The organism is Pseudorhodoferax sp. Leaf267 (genome assembly GCF_001422405.1).
Lineage (GTDB): Bacteria > Pseudomonadota > Gammaproteobacteria > Burkholderiales > Burkholderiaceae_C > Pseudorhodoferax.
This window is the reverse complement of sequence record NZ_LMMV01000001.1, coordinates 681,399-700,813: the sequence shown is the minus strand read 5'-3', so window position 1 is coordinate 700,813 and position 19,415 is coordinate 681,399. Positions and strand designations below refer to the sequence as shown.

Annotated in this window: 17 protein-coding genes; 7 read left to right on the top strand and 10 right to left on the bottom strand. The window is 68.6% G+C overall.

Annotation, left to right across the window (positions count from 1 at the left end; translation table 11 throughout):
* Window positions 1-22: 22 nt before the first annotated feature.
* Entirely contained in the window at window positions 23-1,048 is a 1,026-nt protein-coding gene (locus tag ASF43_RS03070) for an HD domain-containing phosphohydrolase (RefSeq protein WP_056176447.1), read from the top strand.
* Here ASF43_RS03070 and ASF43_RS03065 read toward each other — a convergent pair.
* From ASF43_RS03065 to ASF43_RS03055, 3 genes are read right to left on the bottom strand one after another with little or no spacing between them, the layout of a single operon-like run.
* Window positions 1,045-3,024, bottom strand: coding sequence for a MacB family efflux pump subunit (locus tag ASF43_RS03065; RefSeq protein WP_056176445.1), 1,980 nt, complete (start codon window positions 3,022-3,024; stop codon window positions 1,045-1,047). The genes ASF43_RS03070 and ASF43_RS03065 overlap by 4 nt on opposite strands.
* Entirely contained in the window at window positions 3,024-4,241 is a 1,218-nt protein-coding gene (locus ASF43_RS03060; RefSeq protein ID WP_056176442.1) for an efflux RND transporter periplasmic adaptor subunit, read from the bottom strand. The genes ASF43_RS03065 and ASF43_RS03060 overlap by 1 nt, the downstream gene beginning before the upstream one ends.
* Window positions 4,241-5,506, bottom strand: coding sequence for a TIGR03862 family flavoprotein (locus ASF43_RS03055; protein ID WP_082497558.1), 1,266 nt, complete (start codon window positions 5,504-5,506; stop codon window positions 4,241-4,243). The genes ASF43_RS03060 and ASF43_RS03055 overlap by 1 nt, the downstream gene beginning before the upstream one ends.
* Before the next feature lie 170 nt (window positions 5,507-5,676).
* Here ASF43_RS03055 and trxA point away from each other — a divergent pair, with 170 nt between their 5' ends.
* The 5 genes from trxA (at window position 5,677) to ASF43_RS03030 (ending at window position 10,958) form a co-directional block, all read left to right on the top strand.
* Complete coding sequence (gene trxA / locus ASF43_RS03050; protein WP_056176437.1) at window positions 5,677-6,009, top strand: thioredoxin TrxA; 333 nt, start codon at window positions 5,677-5,679, stop codon at window positions 6,007-6,009.
* A gap of 190 nt (window positions 6,010-6,199) precedes the next feature.
* A complete protein-coding gene (rho, locus tag ASF43_RS03045) occupies window positions 6,200-7,462 on the top strand; it encodes a transcription termination factor Rho (RefSeq protein WP_056176434.1) in 1,263 nt (420 codons plus the stop codon).
* A gap of 119 nt (window positions 7,463-7,581) precedes the next feature.
* On the top strand, window positions 7,582-7,839 hold the full coding sequence (locus ASF43_RS03040) for a type B 50S ribosomal protein L31 (protein ID WP_056176433.1): 258 nt from the start codon (window positions 7,582-7,584) through the stop codon (window positions 7,837-7,839).
* 84 nt (window positions 7,840-7,923) lie between these two features.
* Complete coding sequence (locus ASF43_RS03035; protein WP_056176430.1) at window positions 7,924-9,612, top strand: hypothetical protein; 1,689 nt, start codon at window positions 7,924-7,926, stop codon at window positions 9,610-9,612.
* Window positions 9,612-10,958, top strand: a complete 1,347-nt coding sequence (locus tag ASF43_RS03030; RefSeq protein ID WP_056176426.1) for an MATE family efflux transporter — start codon at window positions 9,612-9,614, stop codon at window positions 10,956-10,958. Before ASF43_RS03035 ends, ASF43_RS03030 begins: the two co-directional genes overlap by 1 nt.
* Here the strand turns inward: ASF43_RS03030 and phoR are convergent.
* From phoR to pstS, 7 genes are all read right to left on the bottom strand, one after another.
* On the bottom strand, window positions 10,952-12,289 hold the full coding sequence (gene phoR / locus ASF43_RS03025; RefSeq protein WP_056176423.1) for a phosphate regulon sensor histidine kinase PhoR: 1,338 nt from the start codon (window positions 12,287-12,289) through the stop codon (window positions 10,952-10,954). The genes ASF43_RS03030 and phoR overlap by 7 nt on opposite strands.
* Window positions 12,290-12,337: 48 nt before the next feature.
* Entirely contained in the window at window positions 12,338-13,087 is a 750-nt protein-coding gene (gene phoB, locus ASF43_RS03020; RefSeq protein WP_056176421.1) for a phosphate regulon transcriptional regulator PhoB, read from the bottom strand.
* The gene (gene phoU / locus ASF43_RS03015) at window positions 13,084-13,785 is read right to left on the bottom strand and encodes a phosphate signaling complex protein PhoU (protein ID WP_056176417.1); all 702 of its coding nucleotides are present in this window, start codon (window positions 13,783-13,785) and stop codon (window positions 13,084-13,086) included. Before phoU ends, phoB begins: the two co-directional genes overlap by 4 nt.
* 16 nt (window positions 13,786-13,801) lie before the next feature.
* The gene (pstB, locus tag ASF43_RS03010; RefSeq protein WP_056176414.1) at window positions 13,802-14,581 is read right to left on the bottom strand and encodes a phosphate ABC transporter ATP-binding protein PstB; all 780 of its coding nucleotides are present in this window, start codon (window positions 14,579-14,581) and stop codon (window positions 13,802-13,804) included.
* 26 nt (window positions 14,582-14,607) lie between these two features.
* Window positions 14,608-15,495, bottom strand: a complete 888-nt coding sequence (gene pstA, locus ASF43_RS03005; RefSeq protein ID WP_056176410.1) for a phosphate ABC transporter permease PstA — start codon at window positions 15,493-15,495, stop codon at window positions 14,608-14,610.
* Entirely contained in the window at window positions 15,492-16,493 is a 1,002-nt protein-coding gene (gene pstC, locus ASF43_RS03000) for a phosphate ABC transporter permease subunit PstC (protein WP_056176407.1), read from the bottom strand. Before pstC ends, pstA begins: the two co-directional genes overlap by 4 nt.
* 75 nt (window positions 16,494-16,568) lie before the next feature.
* Complete coding sequence (gene pstS / locus ASF43_RS02995; RefSeq protein ID WP_056176402.1) at window positions 16,569-17,615, bottom strand: phosphate ABC transporter substrate-binding protein PstS; 1,047 nt, start codon at window positions 17,613-17,615, stop codon at window positions 16,569-16,571.
* 196 nt (window positions 17,616-17,811) lie between these two features.
* Between pstS and ASF43_RS02990 the strand changes: the two genes are divergently transcribed.
* Window positions 17,812-19,314, top strand: a complete 1,503-nt coding sequence (locus tag ASF43_RS02990) for a Ppx/GppA phosphatase family protein (protein WP_056176399.1) — start codon at window positions 17,812-17,814, stop codon at window positions 19,312-19,314.
* The last annotated feature ends 101 nt before the right edge of the window (window positions 19,315-19,415 follow it).

The window sequence follows — 19,415 nt, the reverse complement described above, 5'->3', positions numbered from 1 at the left end:
GCACCCCCCAGAGGACACCCGCATGCCGCACCGTCCCATCCTCATCGTCGACGACGAGCCCAGCAACCTCGCCACGCTGCGCCAGATCCTGGCTCCCGACCATGCGCTGGTGTTCGCACGCAGCGGCGCCGAAGCCCTCGCTGCAGCCGCCAAGCACCAGCCCTCGCTGATCCTGCTGGACATCCGCATGCCCGACATGGACGGCTACGACCTGTGCCGTCAGCTCAAGGCCAACCCAGCCACGCACGACACGCCGGTGATCTTCGTGACCGCGCTGTCCGATGTGGGCGACGAGGCGGCCGGCTTTGCCGCTGGTGGCGTGGACTACATCGTCAAGCCGGTATCGCCGCTCATCGTGCGGGCCCGCGTGCGCACGCACCTGTCGCTGGTGCGCGCCACGGCGCTGGAAAAAAGCTACCGCACGGCGATCTACATGCTGGGCGAGGCCGGCCACTACAACGACAACGACACCGGCGTGCACATCTGGCGCATGGCCGCCTACGCCAGGCTGCTGGCCGAGGCGCATGGCTGGACCAAGGAGCGCGCGGGCATGCTGGAGCTGGCCGCCCCCATGCACGACACGGGCAAGGTCGGCATCCCGCACACCATCCTGCGCAAGCCGGGCAAGCTGGACGCAGCGGAATGGGAGGTGATGCGCACGCACCCGCGCATCGGCCACGACATCCTGGTCAAGAGCGACGCGCCGGTCTTCGTGCTGGCAGCCGAGATCGCGCTGTGCCACCACGAGCGGTGGGACGGCACCGGCTACCCCACCGGGCTGGCCGGCAAGGACATCCCCGAGTCGGCGCGCATCGTGGCCATCGCCGACGTGTTCGACGCGCTGAGCATGCGCCGCCCTTACAAGGAGGCCTGGCCGCTGGACCGCATCATGGCCATGCTGCACGAGGGCAGCGGCAGCCATTTCGACCCGGCGCTGGTGGCCGTGTTCGACACCATCCTGCCGCGCATTCTGGAGGTCAAGAACAGCTGGGACCAGCGCGAGATGGACGAGCTGGACAAGGCACTGGCCCCCAGCCCCGCTGACTAATTGCGCGCCAGCGCGTCGACCGGGTTCAGCCGCGCCGCGTTGCGCGCCGGCAGGAAGCCGAAGACCACGCCGATCAGCGTCGAGCACAGGAAGGCCACCGCCATGGCCTGCACGGAAAACACCAGTGCGAAGTTGCCCGACACGCGCGCGAAGAGCGCGCCGATGCCCAGCGCCAGCAGGATGCCCAGCACGCCGCCGGCCAGGCACACAAGCACGGCCTCGATCAGGAACTGCTGCTGGATGTCGCCCTGGCGCGCGCCCACGGCCATGCGCACCCCGATTTCGCCGGTGCGCTCGGTCACGCTGACCAGCATGATGTTCATCACGCCGATGCCGCCCACCAGCAGCGAGATCACGGCGATGGCGGCGATCAGCAACGTCAGCGTGCGTGTGGTGCCCTCGATGGTCTGGCGGATGCTGTCGGTGTTGAGCACGTAGAAGTCCACGCGCCCGTGCCGACGCTCCAGCAGTTGGTGGATGCCCTGCTCGGCCGCGGCCATTGGCGCGCCATCGGCCACGCGCACCGTGATGCTGGACAGGTAGGGCTGGCCCACGAGCCGGCGCATGGCGGTGGTGTAGGGCACATACACGTTCAACCGGTCGCTGCCGGGGCCGAAGCCGCCGGTCTTCTTCTCGGTGACGCCGACCACGTAGACCGGCATGCCGCCCAGCAGCAGCACCTGTCCGATCAGGTCGGTGCCGGGAAACAGTTTGTCGCGCGCATTCGCATCGAGCACGGCGATCTGCGCCAGGCTGCGCTGGGCCTCGGCATCCAGGCCCGTGCCCGAGGCGATCTGCATGCCCTTGACGCGGAAGTACTGCTCGCCCACGCCGCTGACCGTGACCGCGGCATCGACATTGCGAAAGCGTGCCGTGACCGCGCTTTGCACATTGGGCGTCACGCTGTCGACATAGCCCTGCCCGGCCAGCGCATCGGCGTCGGAGGGCAGCAGGGTCTGGATGCGCGCCGCGCGCGGGTCGCCGAAGCCGGTGCCCGAATAGACCTCGATGGTGTTGGTGCCGATGGCGCTGATATCGGCCAGCACCTTGCGCCGCGCGCCCTCGCCCAGCGCCACGACCGACACCACGGACGCGATGCCGATGATGATGCCCAGCATGGTCAGCAACGTGCGCAACTTGTGAGCGTTCATGGCCAGCAGCGCCATGTGCAAGGCCTCGCCCAGGCGATCGAACCAGCCGCCCAGGAAGCCGCGGCCACGGGCGGGCGCCGGCGTGGGCGCTGCGGCGACCACGGCTTGCGCATGGGGCGTGGGCCGGTCCGACACGATGGCGCCGTCACGCAGCTCGACGATGCGCTGCGCATGGCCGGCCACGCCCATGTCGTGCGTGACGATGACGATGGTGTGGCCCTGGCCATGCAGCTCGGCCAGGATCTGCATGACCTCGGCGCCGGCATGCGTGTCCAGCGCGCCGGTGGGCTCGTCGGCCAGGATCACGCTGCCGCCGTTCATGAGCGCCCGCGCGATCGACACGCGCTGCTGCTGCCCGCCCGACAGCTTGCCGGGCGGGTGGTCCGTGCGGTCGGCCAGGCCCAGGCGCTCCAGCAATTGCAGGGCACGTGCCTGGCGCTGGCCGCGCGCCGCGTTGGCGTAGACCGCGGGCACCTCGACATTGGCCTGTGCGCTCAGGTCCGGCAGCAGCTGATAGCGCTGGAAGATGAAGCCGAAGTGCTCGCGGCGCAGCGCCGCCAGTTCGTCGGGTGCGCGCGTGGCCACTTCGCGGCCGCCCACGCGGTAGCTGCCGCGCGTGGGCTGGTCCAGGCAACCCAGGATGTTCATGAGCGTGGACTTGCCCGAGCCCGACTGGCCGACGATGGCCACCATCTCGCCGGCGTGGATGACCAGGTCGATGTCCTGCAGCACGGCCAGCAGGCCGTCGCCCACCGGGAACTCGCGCCACACGCCCTGCAGTGCGAGCAGGGGCGCCGGAGCGTCGGAATGCGCTGCCGCGTCCATCACATGCGCGGCGGGCCGCGGCGCGGGCCGCTGTCGGTCAGCGCCTTGGCATCGCCCAGCACGACCTGCTCGCCCTCGACCAGGCCTTCGAGCACCTGGGCACGCACCTTGTTGTTCATGCCGATGCGCAGCTGGCGTGCCTGTGGCTGGCCCTGCGCGTCGAGCACGCTGACCTCGTAGCGCCCGTCGGTCGTGCGCGCGCTCAGCGCGGCAGCGGGAATGGTCACCGCGCCCTTGGCCTCGCCGCGCACGATGTAGACCTGGGCCGTCATCGAAATGCGCAGCGCGCGGTCCGCGTTGTCCACGTCGAACAGGCCGTTGTAGTAGATGGCCGTGGCGTTCGCCGTGGTGGCGGCGCTGGTGCTGCTGCCCAGCGCGGTGGCGCTACCGCTGGTGCGGATCGCATCGGTCGCTGGCTCGATGGTGCGCAGCCGCGCCTGGTAGCGCTTGTCCGGCTCGCCCAGGATCGTGAAGTACACGCGCTGGCCGGGCTTGACGCTGGTGACGTCGGCCTCGGAGATCGACGCCTTCACGGTCATGGTGTCGACCTGCGCCACGATGATGATGGTGGGCGCCGCCTGGTTGGCGTTCACGGTCGTGCCCTCCTCCGTCACGATGGCCACGACCTGGCCGGCGATCGGCGAGACGATGCGTGCGTAGCCCAGGTCCACGCGCGCCGTATCCACCGTGATGCGCGCCTGCTCGACCTGGGCCTGCAGCGCGCGCACGCTGGCGCGGCCGGTGGCCACGGCGGCATCGGCCGCATCCAGGTTGGCTTGCGAGGTCGCGTCCTCGGCGCGCATGCGCTGCTCGCGGCCCTGCGTGATCTCGCCCTGCGCCAGCGTGGCGCGCGCCGAAGCCAGCTGCGCCTGGATGCTGGCCAGCGCGGCCTCGGCATTGCGCAGCTTGTTCTGCTGCGGGACGGAGTCGATCTCGGCCACCAGCTGGCCCTGCCGCACCTCGTCGCCCAACTTGACCTTGAGCGACTTGACCTGGCCCGAGACCTGGGCGCCCACGCTGACCTGCTTGAAGGCCTGCAGCGTGCCGTTGGCCAGCACCGTGTCCTCGATGTCCTGGCGCGTGGCGGGGGCGGTGATGAAGGCAGGGGGCGGTGGGGTGGTGAAGGCGTAGCGGTAGACGCCGTAGCCCAGCGCGAGCAGCACGACGAGGATGAGCAACAGGCGCGGGCGAAGCGCCGCCGGGCGTGCGGTGGCCATCAGCGACCTGCCGCCGCGAAGTGGCCCAGCACGCCCTGGGCGGCCACGGCACCGCTGGCCATGCACGCCGTCAGCAGATAGCCGCCGGTGGGCGCTTCCCAGTCGACCATCTCGCCGGCGCAAAACACGCCGGGCAGCGCCTTGAGCATCGAAGTGGAATCCATCGCATCGAATGCCACGCCACCTGCGGTGCTGATGGCTTCCTCGACCGGCCGCGCGGCAGAAAGTGGCAGAGGCAGGGCCTTGATCGCTGTGGCCAGCGCAGCAGGGTCGTGCATGGCCTCGGGCGTCAGCATCTCGTACAGCAGCGCGAGCTTGGTGCCGTCCAGCGACAAACGGCTCTTGAGGTGGCTCGACAGCGATCGCGCGCCGCGGGGATGGCGCACGGCGCCCAGCACCTGCTCGGGCGTACGGTCTGGCAGCAGGTCCAGCCAAGCCGTGGCCTGGCCCTCGCGCGCGATCTGCTCGCGCAGCAAGGCCGAGGCGGCGTAGACCAGGCTGCCCTCGATGCCGGTGGCGGTCGCGACGAACTCGCCCTTGCGCAGGAACTGCCCCCCCTGGCCGTCGTCGCAGCGCAGCGCCACGGACTTCAGCGGCTGGCCAGCGAAGCGCTCGGCGAAATGCGCGCTCCAACCCGGTGCGCCTGCCGTGCGCGGCGTGGCCGCCACATCGAAGCCGCAATTGGCCGGCCGCAGGGGCGCGACGGCCACGCCGCGTGCGCGCAGCGGCTCGACCCAGGCCCCGGTCGAGCCCAGGCGCGGCCAGCTCGCCCCGCCGAGCGCCAGCACCAGCGCGTCGGCCTCGATGCTGCGTGCACCATCGGGCGTCTCGAAGCGCGGATGCATCGCATCGTCCCAACCCGACCAGCGGTGGCGCATGTGCAGGCGCACGCCGCCAGCGCGCAGGCGGTGCAGCCAGGCGCGCAGCAGCGGCGCGGCCTTCATGTCGGTGGGGAAAACGCGGCCGGAGCTGCCTACGAAGGTGGCGATGCCGAGGGCCTGCGCCCAGTCGCGAACACCCTGTGCATCGAGCATGTCGAGCCAGGGCTGCACATGTGCCTGCCGCTCGCCGTAGCGCGACACGAAGCGGGCCTTATCCTCGCCATGCGTGAGGTTCAGCCCGCCCTTGCCGGCCAGCAAAAACTTGCGCCCCACGGAAGGCATCGCGTCGTACAGGTCGACTTGGCACCCTGCTTGTGACAGGCGCTCGGCGGCCATCAAGCCGGCTGGCCCACCACCCACGATGGCCACGTTGCGGTGCGCCATGTCAGCGCCCATCGCGCTGTGCAAGCACCCTGCTGCGCAAAGGTTTTCGCATGTGTCGAGAATGGGATTTCGCTATGGCTTCGATAGAAGCGGGTGCCCCTTGACGGTACTTGGTTTCTGTCACAATGCCGCGACTTTAGCCGTACCGATCACCGACAGAGGAAGCAGAGATGGCAAACGAATTGATCAAGCATGTGTCCGACGCGAGTTTCGAAGCGGATGTATTGAAGTCCGGCACGCCCGTCCTGGTGGACTACTGGGCCGAGTGGTGCGGGCCGTGCAAGATGATCGCGCCCATCCTGGACGAAGTCGCAACGGGCTATGCGGGCAAGCTGCAGATCGCCAAGATGAATGTCGATGAGAACCGCGACATCCCCGCGAAGTTCGGCATCCGCGGCATCCCGACATTGATGCTCTTCAAGGGCGGCGAGCTGTCGGCCACCAAGGTCGGCGCCATGAGCAAGGCCCAGCTGACCGCCTTCATCGACCAGCAACTGGCCTGAGTCCCCCGCCAGCGCTTCCCTGCCGGCCCCTGCGCCGGCCTCTCGGGAAGCCGCTCTTTCCTGTCATAATCCCCAGCAGTTCACCGGTGGCCCCCACAGCCGCCGGTTCGATTCGGTGACGAGGCGCCTCTAGCCTCTCCAGCACCACCTCCCCCGCGTTGCTTTTACGAACTCCCGACGGAGTCTTCCCATGCACTTAAACGAACTCAAGGCACTGCACGTGTCCGAAGTCCTCCGCCAGGCCGAAGAGCTTGAAATCGAGAACACGGGGCGCATGCGCAAGCAGGAGCTGATGTTCGCGATCATCAAGAAGCGCGCGCGTGCCGGTGAGCAGATCATTGCGGACGGCGTGCTGGAGATCCTGCCCGACGGCTTCGGCTTCCTGCGCAGCCCCGACACGAGCTACACGGCCAGCACCGACGACATCTACATCAGCCCCAGCCAGGTGCGCCGCTTCAACCTGCACACCGGCGACATGATCGAAGGCGAGGTCCGCACGCCCAAGGACGGCGAGCGCTACTTCGCGCTGAACAAGCTGGACAAGGTCAACGGCGGGGGCCCCGAAGAGAACAAGCACAAGGTCATGTTCGAGAACCTGACCCCGCTGTTCCCCAAGGAGCAGATGAAGCTCGAGCGCGACATCAAGGGCGAAGAGAACATCACCGGCCGCATCATCGACATCGTCGCGCCCATCGGCAAGGGCCAGCGCGCCCTGCTGGTCGCCCCGCCCAAGAGCGGCAAGACGGTGATGATGCAGCACATCGCGCACGCCATCGCGGCCAACTACCCCGACAGCTACATGATGGTGCTGCTGGTCGACGAGCGGCCCGAAGAAGTGACCGAAATGCAGCGCTCGGTGAAGGGCGAGGTCATCGCCTCGACCTTCGACGAGCCCGCCGCGCGCCACGTGCACGTGGCCGAGATGGTGATCGAGCGCGCCAAGCGCCTGGTCGAGCTCAAGAAGGACGTGGTGATCCTGCTGGACTCCATCACGCGCCTGGCCCGCGCCTACAACAATGTCGTTCCCTCTTCGGGCAAGGTGTTGACCGGCGGTGTCGATTCCAACGCGCTGCAGCGCCCCAAGCGCTTCCTGGGCGCGGCGCGCAACGTGGAAGAAGGCGGCTCGCTGACCATCATCGGCACCGCGCTGGTCGACACCGGCAGCCGCATGGACGAAGTGATCTTCGAAGAGTTCAAGGGCACGGGCAACTGCGAAATCCACCTGGACCGCCGCCTGTACGAAAAGCGCGTGTTCCCCTCGCTGCAGCTCAACCGCAGCGGCACGCGCCGCGAGGAACTGTTGCTGGCGCCCGAGATCCTGCAGAAGAGCCGCATCCTGCGCCAGTTCATGTACAACATGGACGAGATTGAGTCCATGGAGCTGATGCTCAAGAACATGCGCGCCACGAAGACCAACAACGAGTTCTTCGACATGATGCGCCGCGGCGGCTGATTACCGGGGCCTGTGCCATAATCGCAGGCTTTTCGCGGCAAGTATCCCGGCTTTGGATTGCATGAACGGTTCATGCAAGGCACAGGACGGCTGCCGCAACTGAAACACAAGGAATTCCCATGAAAGAAGGCATCCACCCGAACTACCGCGAAGTGGTGTTCCTGGACCTGTCGAACAACTTCAAGTTCGTGACCCGCTCGTGCGTGAGCACCAAGGAAACGCTCAAGCTCGAAGACGGCCGCGAACTGCCGCTGTACAAGCTCGATACCTCCAGCGAGTCGCATCCTTTCTACACGGGCACGCAGAAGTCCGTGGACAACATGGGTGGCCGCGTCGAACGCTTCCGCAACCGTTTCGGCAAGACCGCTGCCAAGTAAGCAGCCGCCTCGCACGCAACCCGCGCAAAGGGCAGCCCGGTTCAACCGCGCTGCCTTTTTTGTTGCCCGCTTTTCCCGCCAGCCTTGACCCAGACCAGCCCCGCCATCGTTGCCCAAAGTGCCGTGCGGCGCCTGCCGCGCACGGCCTTGCTGCTGCTGTGCGCGGCCTACGTGCTGGCCGGTTTCGTCGGGCGCGACCCACTCAAGGGCGCCGATGTCACGACCTTCGGCTACATGGTGGAGCTGGCCGCAGGCACCAGTGCCTGGCTGAGCCCGACCTTGATGGGCCAGCCCGAGGCGGGCGTGCTGCTGCCGCACTGGCTGGGCGCCGGTGCCCTGGCGCTGGCGCCGGCCTGGGTGGACCCGGCCTTCGCCGTGCGGCTGCCGTCCATGGTGCTGCTGTGGGTGGCGCTGGCCTCCACCTGGTACGGCGTGTACTACCTGGCGCGCGCCCCGCGTGCCCAGCCCGTGGCCTTCGCCTTCGGCGGCGAGGCACGGCCCACCGACTATGCACGTGCGCTGGCCGATGGAGGCCTGCTCGCCCTGCTGGCCTGCCTGGGCCTGGCCCAGCTGTCGCATGAGACGTCGCCGGCGCTGGCCCAGCTCGGTTTCGCCGCATTGAGCTTTTTCGGCCTGGCCGCCCTGCCCTTCCGGCAGACCCAGGCGCTGGCGGCACTGTCCGCCGGCCTGGCCGGGCTGGCACTGTCGGGCGCGCCCAGCGTGGCCACGCTCCTGGGCTTGGGCGGGGCCGGGATCTGCCTGCTGCCCTTCGACCACGAGACCGCGCCGGGCCGCTTGCGCCGCCATGCCCTGTGGGTGCTGGTCATCACGCTGGCCGTGGTGGCGCTGGCCACGTTGCTCGATCTGTGGCGCTGGCGCCTGGCCCTGCCGGCCGCGCAGTGGAGCACCTGGCGCAGCCTGGGCCGCTTGCTGCTGTGGTTCACATGGCCCGTCTGGCCCATGGCGTTGTGGACGCTGTGGCGCTGGCGCCATCAGCTCACGCAGGGCCGGCCCGAGCGCCACTTCGCCGTGCCCCTGTGGTTCCTGTTCGTGCTCCTCGGCGGCGCCCTGGTCGCACCACCGTCCGACCGCGCGTTGCTGCTCGGCCTGCCTGCTCTGGCGGCCCTGGCGGCCTTCGCTCTGCCGACCTTCGAGCGCAGCGCCGCCGCGCTGATCGACTGGTTCACGCTGCTGTTCTTCAGCAGTTGCGCGATCACGATCTGGGTCATTTGGATCTCGCTGCAGACCGGCGTGCCGGCCAAGCCCGCGGCCAACGTGTTCAAGCTGGCGCCCGGTTTCGAGCCCGTGTTCTCGCTGCCGGCCTTTTTGCTGGCCCTGGTGGCCACCGGCGTGTGGGTCTGGCTCGTGCGCTGGCGCATCGGACGCCACCCCGCGGCCATCTGGAAAAGCCTGGTGCTGCCGGCCGGCGGTACGGCGCTGTGCTGGTTCCTGCTCATGACGCTGGGCCTGCCCACGCTGAACTACGCGCGCAGCTACGCGCCGCTGGTGCGGCTGGTGCAGGTCCACATGGACGCACCGGGCTGCGTTGAGATCCACGGCTTCACGCGCGCGCAGATCGCGGCCTTTCGCTTCCACGGCCAGATGGACCTGCGTTACGCCAGCGACCAGCCCTCGGACTGCCCCTGGCTGCTGGTGCACTCCGACGCCATCTCCACGATGCGCGACACGGTCGGCACACGGCCCTGGACGCTCGTCGCCTCGGTCCGCCGCCCCGCCGACAAGGACGAGGACATGCTGCTGTTCCGGCGCTGATGGCGTCGGACCTGTCCGTCATCGGCCGCCACGCCGCCACCGTGCTCGTGGGCCAGCTGGCCGTGATGGCCTTCGGCGTCACGGACACCCTGGTCGCAGGCCGCCATTCCGACGCGGCGCTGGCGGCACTCTCGGTGGGCTCGGCAGTCTACATCAGCGTCTTCGTCGCCCTGATGGGCGTGCTGCAAGCCTTGCTGCCGATCTGGGCCGAGCTGCGCGGCGCCGACCGCGCGAGCGAGATCGGCCGCTCGGTGCGCCAGTCTCTGTACCTGGTGGCGCTGTGCGCCGTGCTCGGCTGCGCGGCGTTGCTCTCGCCCGGCCCGCTGCTGCGCTGGGCCGAGGTGCCCCCGGCCTTGCAGGCCGAGGTGCAAGGCTACCTGGCCGTGCTGGCGCTCTCGCTGCCGCCGGCCCTGCTGTTCCGGCTCTACAGCACGCTGAACCAGAGCCTGGCCCGCCCCCTGCTCGTGACCTGGCTGCAGATCGGCGGGCTGGCGCTCAAGGTGCCCTTGTCGCTGTGGTTCGCCTTCGGCGGCGCGGGCCTGCCCGCAGGTGGCGCGGTCGGCTGCGCCTGGGCCACGCTGGTCGTCAACTACGCCATGCTGGGCGTGGCGCTGTGGACGCTGCACACCCAGCCGCTGTACCGCGACTTCGCGATCTGGCAACGCATCGAGCGCCCGGACTGGCGCCGCATCTCCGAGTTCCTGCGCCTGGGCGTGCCGGGCGGCCTGGCGGTGATGGTCGAGGTGACCTCGTTCACGCTGATGGCGCTGCTGATCGCACGCATGGGGACGGTCGCCTCGGCCGGCCACCAGATCGCATCCAACCTGGCGGCGGTGCTCTACATGTCGCCGCTGTCGCTGGGCCTGGCGACCAGTGCGCGCGTGAGCTGGTGGCTGGGCCAGGGCGATCCGGCACGCGCCAGCGCCAGCCTGCGCACGGGCCTGCGGCTGGCCTGCAGCGCTGCGGTCGTGCTGGCCGGCACGCTCGCCCTGTTGCGCGAGCCCATCGCCGCGCTGTACGCCGGCAGCGCCGCCGTGGCCGCGACCGCGGCTGCGCTGCTGGGCTGGGTCGCGCTGTACCACCTGGCCGACACCGTGCAGGCCATGTGCGTCTTCGTGCTGCGCTGCTACCGCGTCACGCTGGCGCCGCTTGTGGTCTACGGCCTGCTGCTGTGGGGGCTGGGCCTGGCCGGCGGGCAAGCGTTGGCCTACCGCGGCGTCGGCCCTTGGCCGGCCCTGCAGTCACCGGCGGCGTTCTGGATGGCCGGTGCCGGGGCGCTGGCCCTGGTGGCCCTGATCTTCCTGGCCCTGCTGCGCCGCACGGTGCGGCGCTCGCTGCCTCATTGAAGGGCCGGCGCGGGCTCGCTGCTGGTGCGCCGCAGGCGCTGCTTCGGAAACACGATCGCGAAGCGCGAGCCGCGGCCCAGCGTGGACTGCACGCGCAGCTCGGCCGCGTGGCGCTGCACCACGTGCTTGACGATGGCCAGGCCCAGGCCCGTGCCACCCGTCTCGCGCGAGCGGCTGCGGTCCACGCGGTAGAAGCGCTCGGTCAGCCGCGGCAGGTGCTCGGGCGCGACGCCCGGCCCGGTGTCGGTGACGGAGAACTCCAGCTGGCCGTCCGGCAGGCCCTGCCAGGCCACGTGGATGCTGCCGCCCGCCGGCGTGTAGCGCACGGCGTTGCTGACCAGGTTGGACATCGCACTTTGCAGCTCGCTGCGCGAACCGGCCACCGCCATGTCGGGCGCGGGGTCGAAACGCAGCTGATGCGCCGCGCCCTGCCCAGCCGTCAGCAAGGACGACAACGCACCGGCCTCTTGCGCGCACAGCGCCGCCAGCTCCTGCGCCGAAGTCCACTCGTCCTTGCGCGGCGGCGGGCTGCCCTCGATGCGCGACAGCGTCAGCAGGTCGTGCACCAGCGACTGCATGCGCGCGGCCTGCTGTGACATCAGTTCCAGGTAGCGCGCGCGCTCCGCCTCCTCCAGCGGCAGCGACTGCAAAGTCTCGACGAAGCCGGTCAGCACCGTCAGCGGCGTGCGGATCTCGTGCGACACGTTGGCCACGAAATCGCGCCGCATGGCCTCGGCCTGCTCCAGCGCCGTGACGTCGTTGGACAGCATCAGCCGCTTGCCCTCGCCGTATTCGTGCAGCCGCACGGCCAGCCGCATGGGACGGCCCGCGCTGTCGCCGCGCCCCGTCAACGTGGCCGCGCCGCCCTGCGCATAGCAGGCCGTGAACTCGGGGTCGCGCACCAGGTTGCCGATCAGCTGGCGCCGGTCGCGCTCCTCGTCGAAGCCGAAATGCATGGCTGCCATCTGGTTGCACCACTCGATGCGCCCCTCGGCATCGAGCAGCACCACGCCGTTGGACGACGCCTGGATGGCCTGCAGGAACTGCGCGAGCCGGCGGTCGCTGTCCTGCACGCGCTGGCTGTGGTGGCGTTGCTGGCGGCGCAGCCGATCCGAGAACTCACCCCACATCCCGCGCATGCGTGGCGGCTCGCCGGTCTGCCCGTCACGCAGCCAGCGCAGGACGCGCATCGCGCGCAGCACGTCGAGGAGCCACCAGGCCAGTGCGGCCAGCAGCAGCCCGGCGCTCGTGCCCGGCCAGCGTGCCACGAACCATCCGGCCCCGGCGCCGCCCAGCAGGAACAGAAAGAAACTAGAAAAACGCAGCCACATCCCGCCGATTCTCTTTGCAACCGGACGACAGGCCGCCCGGCCTGGCCGTCAGGCGGAGGTCTGCGCTGCGCGGCCCAAGCTCGCCGTGGCGGCGCCGGGCACGGCGACCATGGGTTGCGCCGTGATGCGGTAGCCCGCGCCCCGCACGGTCTCCACCATGGTGCCGGCGGCGCCCAGGGCTTCGCGCAGGCGCTTCACGTGCACGTCCACGGTGCGCTCCTCGATGAACACGTGGTCGCCCCACACGCGGTCCAGCAGCTGCGAGCGGCTGTGCACGCGCTCGGCATGCTGCATCAGGTAGTGCAGCAGCTTGAACTCGGTCGGACCCATCTTGAGCGGTTGCTCGGCAAAGCTCACGCGGTGCGTGGACGCATCGAGCAGCAGCTGGCCGATCTGCACCGAGCCACCGGCCTGCTCCGGCGCGCGGCGGCGCAGCACGGCGCGGATGCGGGCCAGCATCTCCTTGGTCGAGAAGGGCTTGGTGATGTAGTCGTCGGCGCCCGCGTCCAGCCCCGACACGCGGTCGTGCTCGTCGCCGCGCGCCGTCAGCATGATGATGGGCACGACCTTGGTCCGCGCATCGGCGCGCCACTTGCGCGCCAGCGACAGGCCGCTCTCGCCCGGCAGCATCCAGTCCAGCAGGATCACGTCGGGCAGCACCGCGTCCAGCTCGACCTGCGCGGTCACGCTGTCCATGGCCCAGGTCGGCTGGAAGCCGCTGTGGCGCAGGTTGACGGCCAGCAGCTCGGCGATGGCCGGCTCGTCCTCGACGATCAGCACACGGGGCATGTGCTTCATAGGACTGCCGACTCGACCTGCTCCATGCTGGCATGGCGCACGTCGGCTCCCTTGACGATGTAGATGATGAACTCGGCGATGTTCTTGGCGTGGTCGCCGATGCGCTCGATGGCCTTGGCCAGGAACAGCAGGTCCAGGCTCGCGGAGATCGTGCGCGGGTCTTCCATCATGTAGGTGATGAGTTTGCGCACGAAGCCGTCGAACTCACGGTCGATCTGGTCGTCTTCCTTCAGGATGCTGACCGCCGCGGCCGTGTCCAGCCGCGCGAACGCATCCAGCGCCTTGCGCAACAGGCCCGAGGCCAGGTCGGCCGACACGCGCAGGTCCAGCGTGGGCAGCGAGCGGGCCGAGCCGCTCTCGACGATGGACTTGACCATGCGCGCGATCTTGGCCGACTCGTCTCCCACGCGCTCCAGGTTGGCCGTGGTCTTGGAGATCGCCAGCAGCAGGCGCAGGTCGCGCGCCGTGGGCTGGCGCCGGCCGATGATGGAGGCCAGGTCGCGGTCGATCTCGACCTCCATCGCGTTCACGCGCGCCTCGGTGGCCTCCACTTCGTCGGCCACTTCGCTGCTGAACTGCGACAGCGCGTAGATCGCCTTGCGGATCTGCGATTCGACCAGCCCGCCGAGCTCCATCACGCGGCTGGAGACGGCATTGAGCTCGGTGTCGAACTGCGTGGAAAGATGTTTGTCCGCCATGGGTTTCTCCTGTGCCTTAGCCGAAGCGGCCGGTGATGTAGTCCTCGGTCTCCTTGCGCTTGGGCTTGAAGAACAGCTCCTCGGTGGCGCCGAACTCCATCAGGTCGCCCAGGTACATGTAGGCCGTGTAGTCGCTGCAGCGGGCCGCCTGCTGCATGTTGTGGGTCACGATCACCACCGTGTATTCGGTCTTCAGCTCGGTGATCAGTTCCTCGATCTTCGAGGTGGAGATCGGGTCCAGCGCCGAGCAGGGCTCGTCCAGCAGCAGCACTTCGGGCTTGATCGCGATGCCGCGCGCGATGCACAGGCGTTGCTGCTGGCCGCCCGAGAGGCCGGAGCCGCTCTGCTGCAGCTTGTCCTTCACCTCGGTCCATAGCGCGGCCTTGCGCAGCGCCCATTCCACACGCTCGTCCATGTCGGTCGCGTTGAGGTTCTCGAACAGCTTCACGCCGAAGGCGATGTTGTCGTAGATCGACATCGGGAACGGCGTGGGCTTCTGGAAGACCATGCCGACCTTGGCGCGCACCAGGGCCACGTCCTGCTTGGACGTCAGCAGGTTCTCGCCGTCCAGCACGATCTGGCCTTCGGCGCGCTGCTCGGGGTACAGCTCGAACATGCGGTTGAAGGTGCGCAGCAGCGTGGACTTGCCGCAGCCCGACGGGCCGATAAAGGCGGTGACCTTCTTCTCCGGGATTTCCAGGTTGATGCCCTTCAGGGCGTGGAACTTGCCGTAGTAGAAGTTCAGGTCCTTGACGGAGATCTTGGCGCGCTCGGGCGCGGTGACAGTGGTTGGCATGGTGATGCTCTCGCTCTGCGTTGCGGTTAGTTCTTGCTGCGTGTCAGCACGCGCGCCAGGATGTTCAGGCCGAGGACCGCCACGGTGATCAGGAACACGCCGGCCCAGGCCAGTTGCTGCCAGTTCTCGTAGGGGCTCATGGCGAACTTGAAGATGGTGACCGGCAGGCTGGCCATGGGCTCGCCCATGCTGGAGGTCCAGAACTGGTTGTTCAGCGCCGTGAACAGCAGCGGCGCGGTCTCGCCGGCGATACGGGCCACGGCCAGCAGCACGCCGGTCACGACACCGGCACGTGCGGCCCGCAGCGTGATGCTCATGATCACCTTCCACTTGGGCGTGCCCAGGGCGTAGGCGGCTTCGCGCAAGCCGGGCGGCACCAGTTGCAGCATGTTCTCGGTGGTGCGGATCACGACCGGGATCACGATCAGCGCCAGCGCGATGGAGCCCGCGATGCCCGAGAAGGCACGCATCTGCGTCACCACCACGGCATAGACGAACAGGCCGATCACGATGGACGGGGCCGACAGCAGGATGTCGTTCACGAAACGCGTGACCGAGGCCAGCCAGCCCTTGGGCTCGTACTCTGCCAGGTAGATCCCGGCCATGATGCCGATGGGCGTGCCGATGAAGGTCGCCACCAGCACCATCAGGAACGAGCCGTACAACGCGTTGGCGATGCCACCGACCTCGTTGGGCGGCGGCGTCATCTCGGTGAACGTGGCGAGCGCCAGGCCACCGACGCCCAGGCGGATGGTTTCCCACAGGATCCACACCAGCCAGAACACGCCGAAGGCCATGGCCGCGAGCGACAGGGCCAGCGCGACTTGGTTCACGCGCTTGCGGCTGGCGTACTTAGCGGCACGGCCCTTGTCGTACTCTGCCTTGCGGACCAGGTTTTCTGCGGTGGTGCTCATGATTTCGCTCCCTCGCTCTTGCGCAGCTGGGCCAGCAGCAGCTTGGAGCACGACAGCACCACGAAAGTGATGAAGAACAGCACCAGGCCCAGGTACATCAGTGCCGCCTGGTGCAGGCCGGCGCCGGCTTCGGCGAATTCATTCGCCAGGGCCGAGGTGATGGAGTTGGCAGCCTGGAACAGGCTCAGCGAGTCGAGCTGGTTCATGTTGCCGATCACGAAGGTCACGGCCATGGTCTCGCCCAAAGCGCGGCCCAGGCCGAGCATGATGCCGCCGACCACGCCGGCCTTGGTGTAGGGCAGCACCACGCGGGACATCACTTCCCAGGTCGTGGCGCCCAGGCCGTAGGCCGATTCCTTGAGCAGCGGCGGCGTCACTTCGAACACGTCGCGCATCACCGAGGCGATGAACGGGATGATCATGATCGCCAGGATGATGCCGGCCGACAGGATGCCGATGCCCACCGGCGGGCCGGAGACCAGCGCGCCCAGGTAGGGCACGCCGTTGAAAAGGCTTTGCAGCGGTTGCTGCACATAGGTGGCCAGGATGGGGCCGAACACCAAGAGGCCCCACATGCCGTAGACGATGGACGGCACCGCCGCCAGCAGCTCGATGGCCGTGCCCAGCGGGCGCTTGAGCCAGGCCGGCGACAGCTCGGTCAGGAACAGCGCGATGCCGAAGCTCACCGGCACGGCGATCACCAGCGCAATGATGGACGTGGCCAGCGTGCCGTAGATCATGACCAGGCCGCCGTACTCTTCCTGCACCGGGTCCCAGGTGGTACTGGTCAGGAAGCTCAGGCCGTACTTGGAGATCGCCGGCCACGCGCCCTGCACCAGCGACGCGAGGATGCCGATCAGCAGCAGCAATGTGAGCCATGCCGCGCCCTTGGCAGCCCACCCGAACAGGCGGTCCACCATGGGGCCGCTGCGGGCCTTCTTGGGGGGAGGTGTTGTCATCGCGCGTTCGCCCCCTTTGCCAGCACCCTTGCCGGACATGTCGAAAGGGGCGCCGTTCGCTGGAAGTGTAGAAGACACGGCGGTGGCTCGGCTGTTGGACGGGTCGGCCGGCGATCAGTTGGCGGCCAGCGCGACCGGCTTGCCGGAGGCGTCGACGACCTGCTCCCACGACTTCTGGATCGTGGTCTTGACCGCTGCCGGCATGGGCACGTAGTCCAGGTCGCTGGAGGTCTTGTCGCCGTCCTTGTAGGCCCAGGCGAAGAACTTCAGCGCCGAGGCCGCGACGGCCGGCTTGTCCTGCTTCTTGTGCATGATGATGAAGGTCGCGCCCGTGATGGGCCAGGCGCCGTCGCCGTTCTGGTTGGTGAGGATCTGGTAGAAGCTCTTGTCCCACTGGGCGTTGGCGGCGGCGGCCTTGAACGCGTCGTCATCGGGCTGGGGGAACTTGCCCGATGCGTTCTGCAGCAGCGCGTAGTTCATCTTGTTCTGCTTGACGTAGGCGTACTCCACGTAGCCGATGGAGTTCGGCAGGCGGCCCACGAACGCAGCCACGCCTTCATTGCCCTTGCCACCCGCGCCGGTGGGCCAGTTCACGGCCGTGCCTTCGCCGACCTTGCTCTTCCACTCGGCGTTGACCTTGGACAGGTAGTTCGTGAACAGGAAGCTGGTGCCCGAGCCGTCGGCGCGGCGCACCGGGGCGATGGCCGCATCGGGCAGCTTCACGCCGGCATTCAGTGCCACGATGGCGGGGTCGTTCCACTTGGTGATCTTGCCCAGGTAGATGTCGCCCAGCACCTGGCCGTTCAGCTTCAGTTCGCCGGGCTTGATGCCGGCGATGTTGACCACGGGGATCACGCCACCGATCACGGTGGGGAACTGCATCAGGCCCTTGGCGGCCAGGTCTTCGTCCTTCAGGGGTGCGTCGGAGGCGCCGAAGTCCACGGTCTTGGCCTCGATCTGCTTCAGGCCGGCGCCGGAGCCCACGGACTGGTAGTTGATCTTGGTGCCGGTGGCCTTGTTGTAGTCGGCAGCCCACTTGGAATACAGCGGTGCCGGGAAGCTGGCGCCAGCGCCGGTCACGTCTTGTGCATGGGCAACGCCGGCCAGGGCGGTCAGGCCGATGGCCAGGGTGATCGAAGAGAAACGGGTAACGGGGTGCATGTCAAAACCTCTCGGTGGGGGTTGAGGGAACCGGAACCGGACGGCGCTTGCCATCCGCGATGGTTGGAATTTAAGAAGCTTGTGTGACAGCAACATGACATGTGGCGGCCCCCTGGCGGCCCCGAACCGCCTGTCGATTGCCCGCGACGCCGCCTTGGTTGCGGTGCAACACCGGTGCTAGCATCCCGCCCCAGCCATGCAAAACGGAACCCTCCTCGCCGCCCTCGATCTGGGCTCCAACAGTTTTCGGCTGGAAATCGGCCGTCTCGAACATGGCCAGATCCGCCGCACGGAGTACCTCAAGGAGGTCGTGCGCCAGGGCAACGGCCTGGACGAGGCCCGCAATCTGACTCCCGAGGCCATGCAGCGCGGCCTGGACTGCCTGGCCCGCTTCGGCGAGCGGCTGGCCGGCTTCAAGAAGCACCAGGTCCGTGCCGTCGCCACGCAGACCCTGCGCGAGGCGCGCAACCGCGAGGAATTCCTGGCGCGCGGCCACGAAGTGCTGGGCTTTCCGATCGACGTGATCCCCGGGCGCGAAGAAGCGCGGCTGATCTACCAGGGCGTGGCCCGGCTGCTGCCGCAGTCCGACGAGAAGCGCCTGGTCGTGGACATCGGTGGGCGCTCCACCGAGATGATCCTGGGCCAGGGCTACGAGGCCCGCGTCATGGACTCGTTCCGCGTGGGCAGCGTGGCCTGGTCCATGCGCTACTTCCCCAAGGGCGAATTCAAGGCCGACGCGTTCCGCGTGGCGCAGATCGCCGCCAAGGCCGTGCTCGACGAGGCGCTGGACGCCTATGGCAAGGGCCGCTGGACCATGGCCTACGGCGCCTCGGGCACCGTGGGCGCCGTGGCCGACATGCTGACCGCCGCGGGCTGGGCACCGGGCGTGATCCCGCGTGCCGGCCTCACCTGGCTGATGGACAAGCTGCTGGAGGCCCGGACGGTCGATCGGCTGCGCATCGAAGGCATGAAGGACGACCGCAAGCTGGTCATCGGCGGCGGCCTGTCCGTGCTGCTGGCCGTGTTCGACCTGCTGGGCATCGAAGAGATGCACGCGGCCGACGGCGCGCTGCGCCACGGCGTGCTGTACGACCTGATGGAGCGCGACGGACCCGACAGCGACGTGCGATCGGCCTCGGTACGCCGTCTGGCGCTCAAGTTCGACACCGATGCAGCGCAGAGCCGGCGCGTGGGTGCGGCCTCGACGCGCTTTTTCGAGCAGCTGCAAAAGAGCGCTGGCCAGGCCCTGGACGACGCCGACCGGCTGCAGCGCAAGCTGGGCTGGGCCGCCCAGCTGCACGAGATCGGCTTCCTCGTCTCGCACAGCGACTACCACCGCCACGGTGCCTATGTGCTGGAGCACGCCGACGCGCCCGGCTTCGCCACGCCCGAGCTGCACCGCCTGGGCCTGCTGGTGCTGGGCCACCGCGGCAAGCTGCGCAAGCTCGAAGCCGAGCTCAGCGATGCGGCCTTCGCCCAGCAGCTGCTGGCGCTGCGCCTGGCCGTGATCCTGTGCCATGCGCGACGCGACCCCGATCTGCAGGGCCTGCAGCTCAGCGCCAAGGCCGGCCAGCCAGCCCGCACACTGAGCTGCCGCGCCGGCTGGGCCGATGCCTTTCCGCAGTCGGCCCATCTGCTGCGTGAGGAAGCCGCGGCCTGGAACAAGACGCCCTGGCCACTGCACATCCAGGGCCTATAAGCCGTTTGGCCCTGTAGTCCTGCGCCCACGAGCGCACCGGCCATTGGACGATGGCTGGCGCCGCGCCACGCGGCGACATTCGAGGCATTTCAACCCTTTGC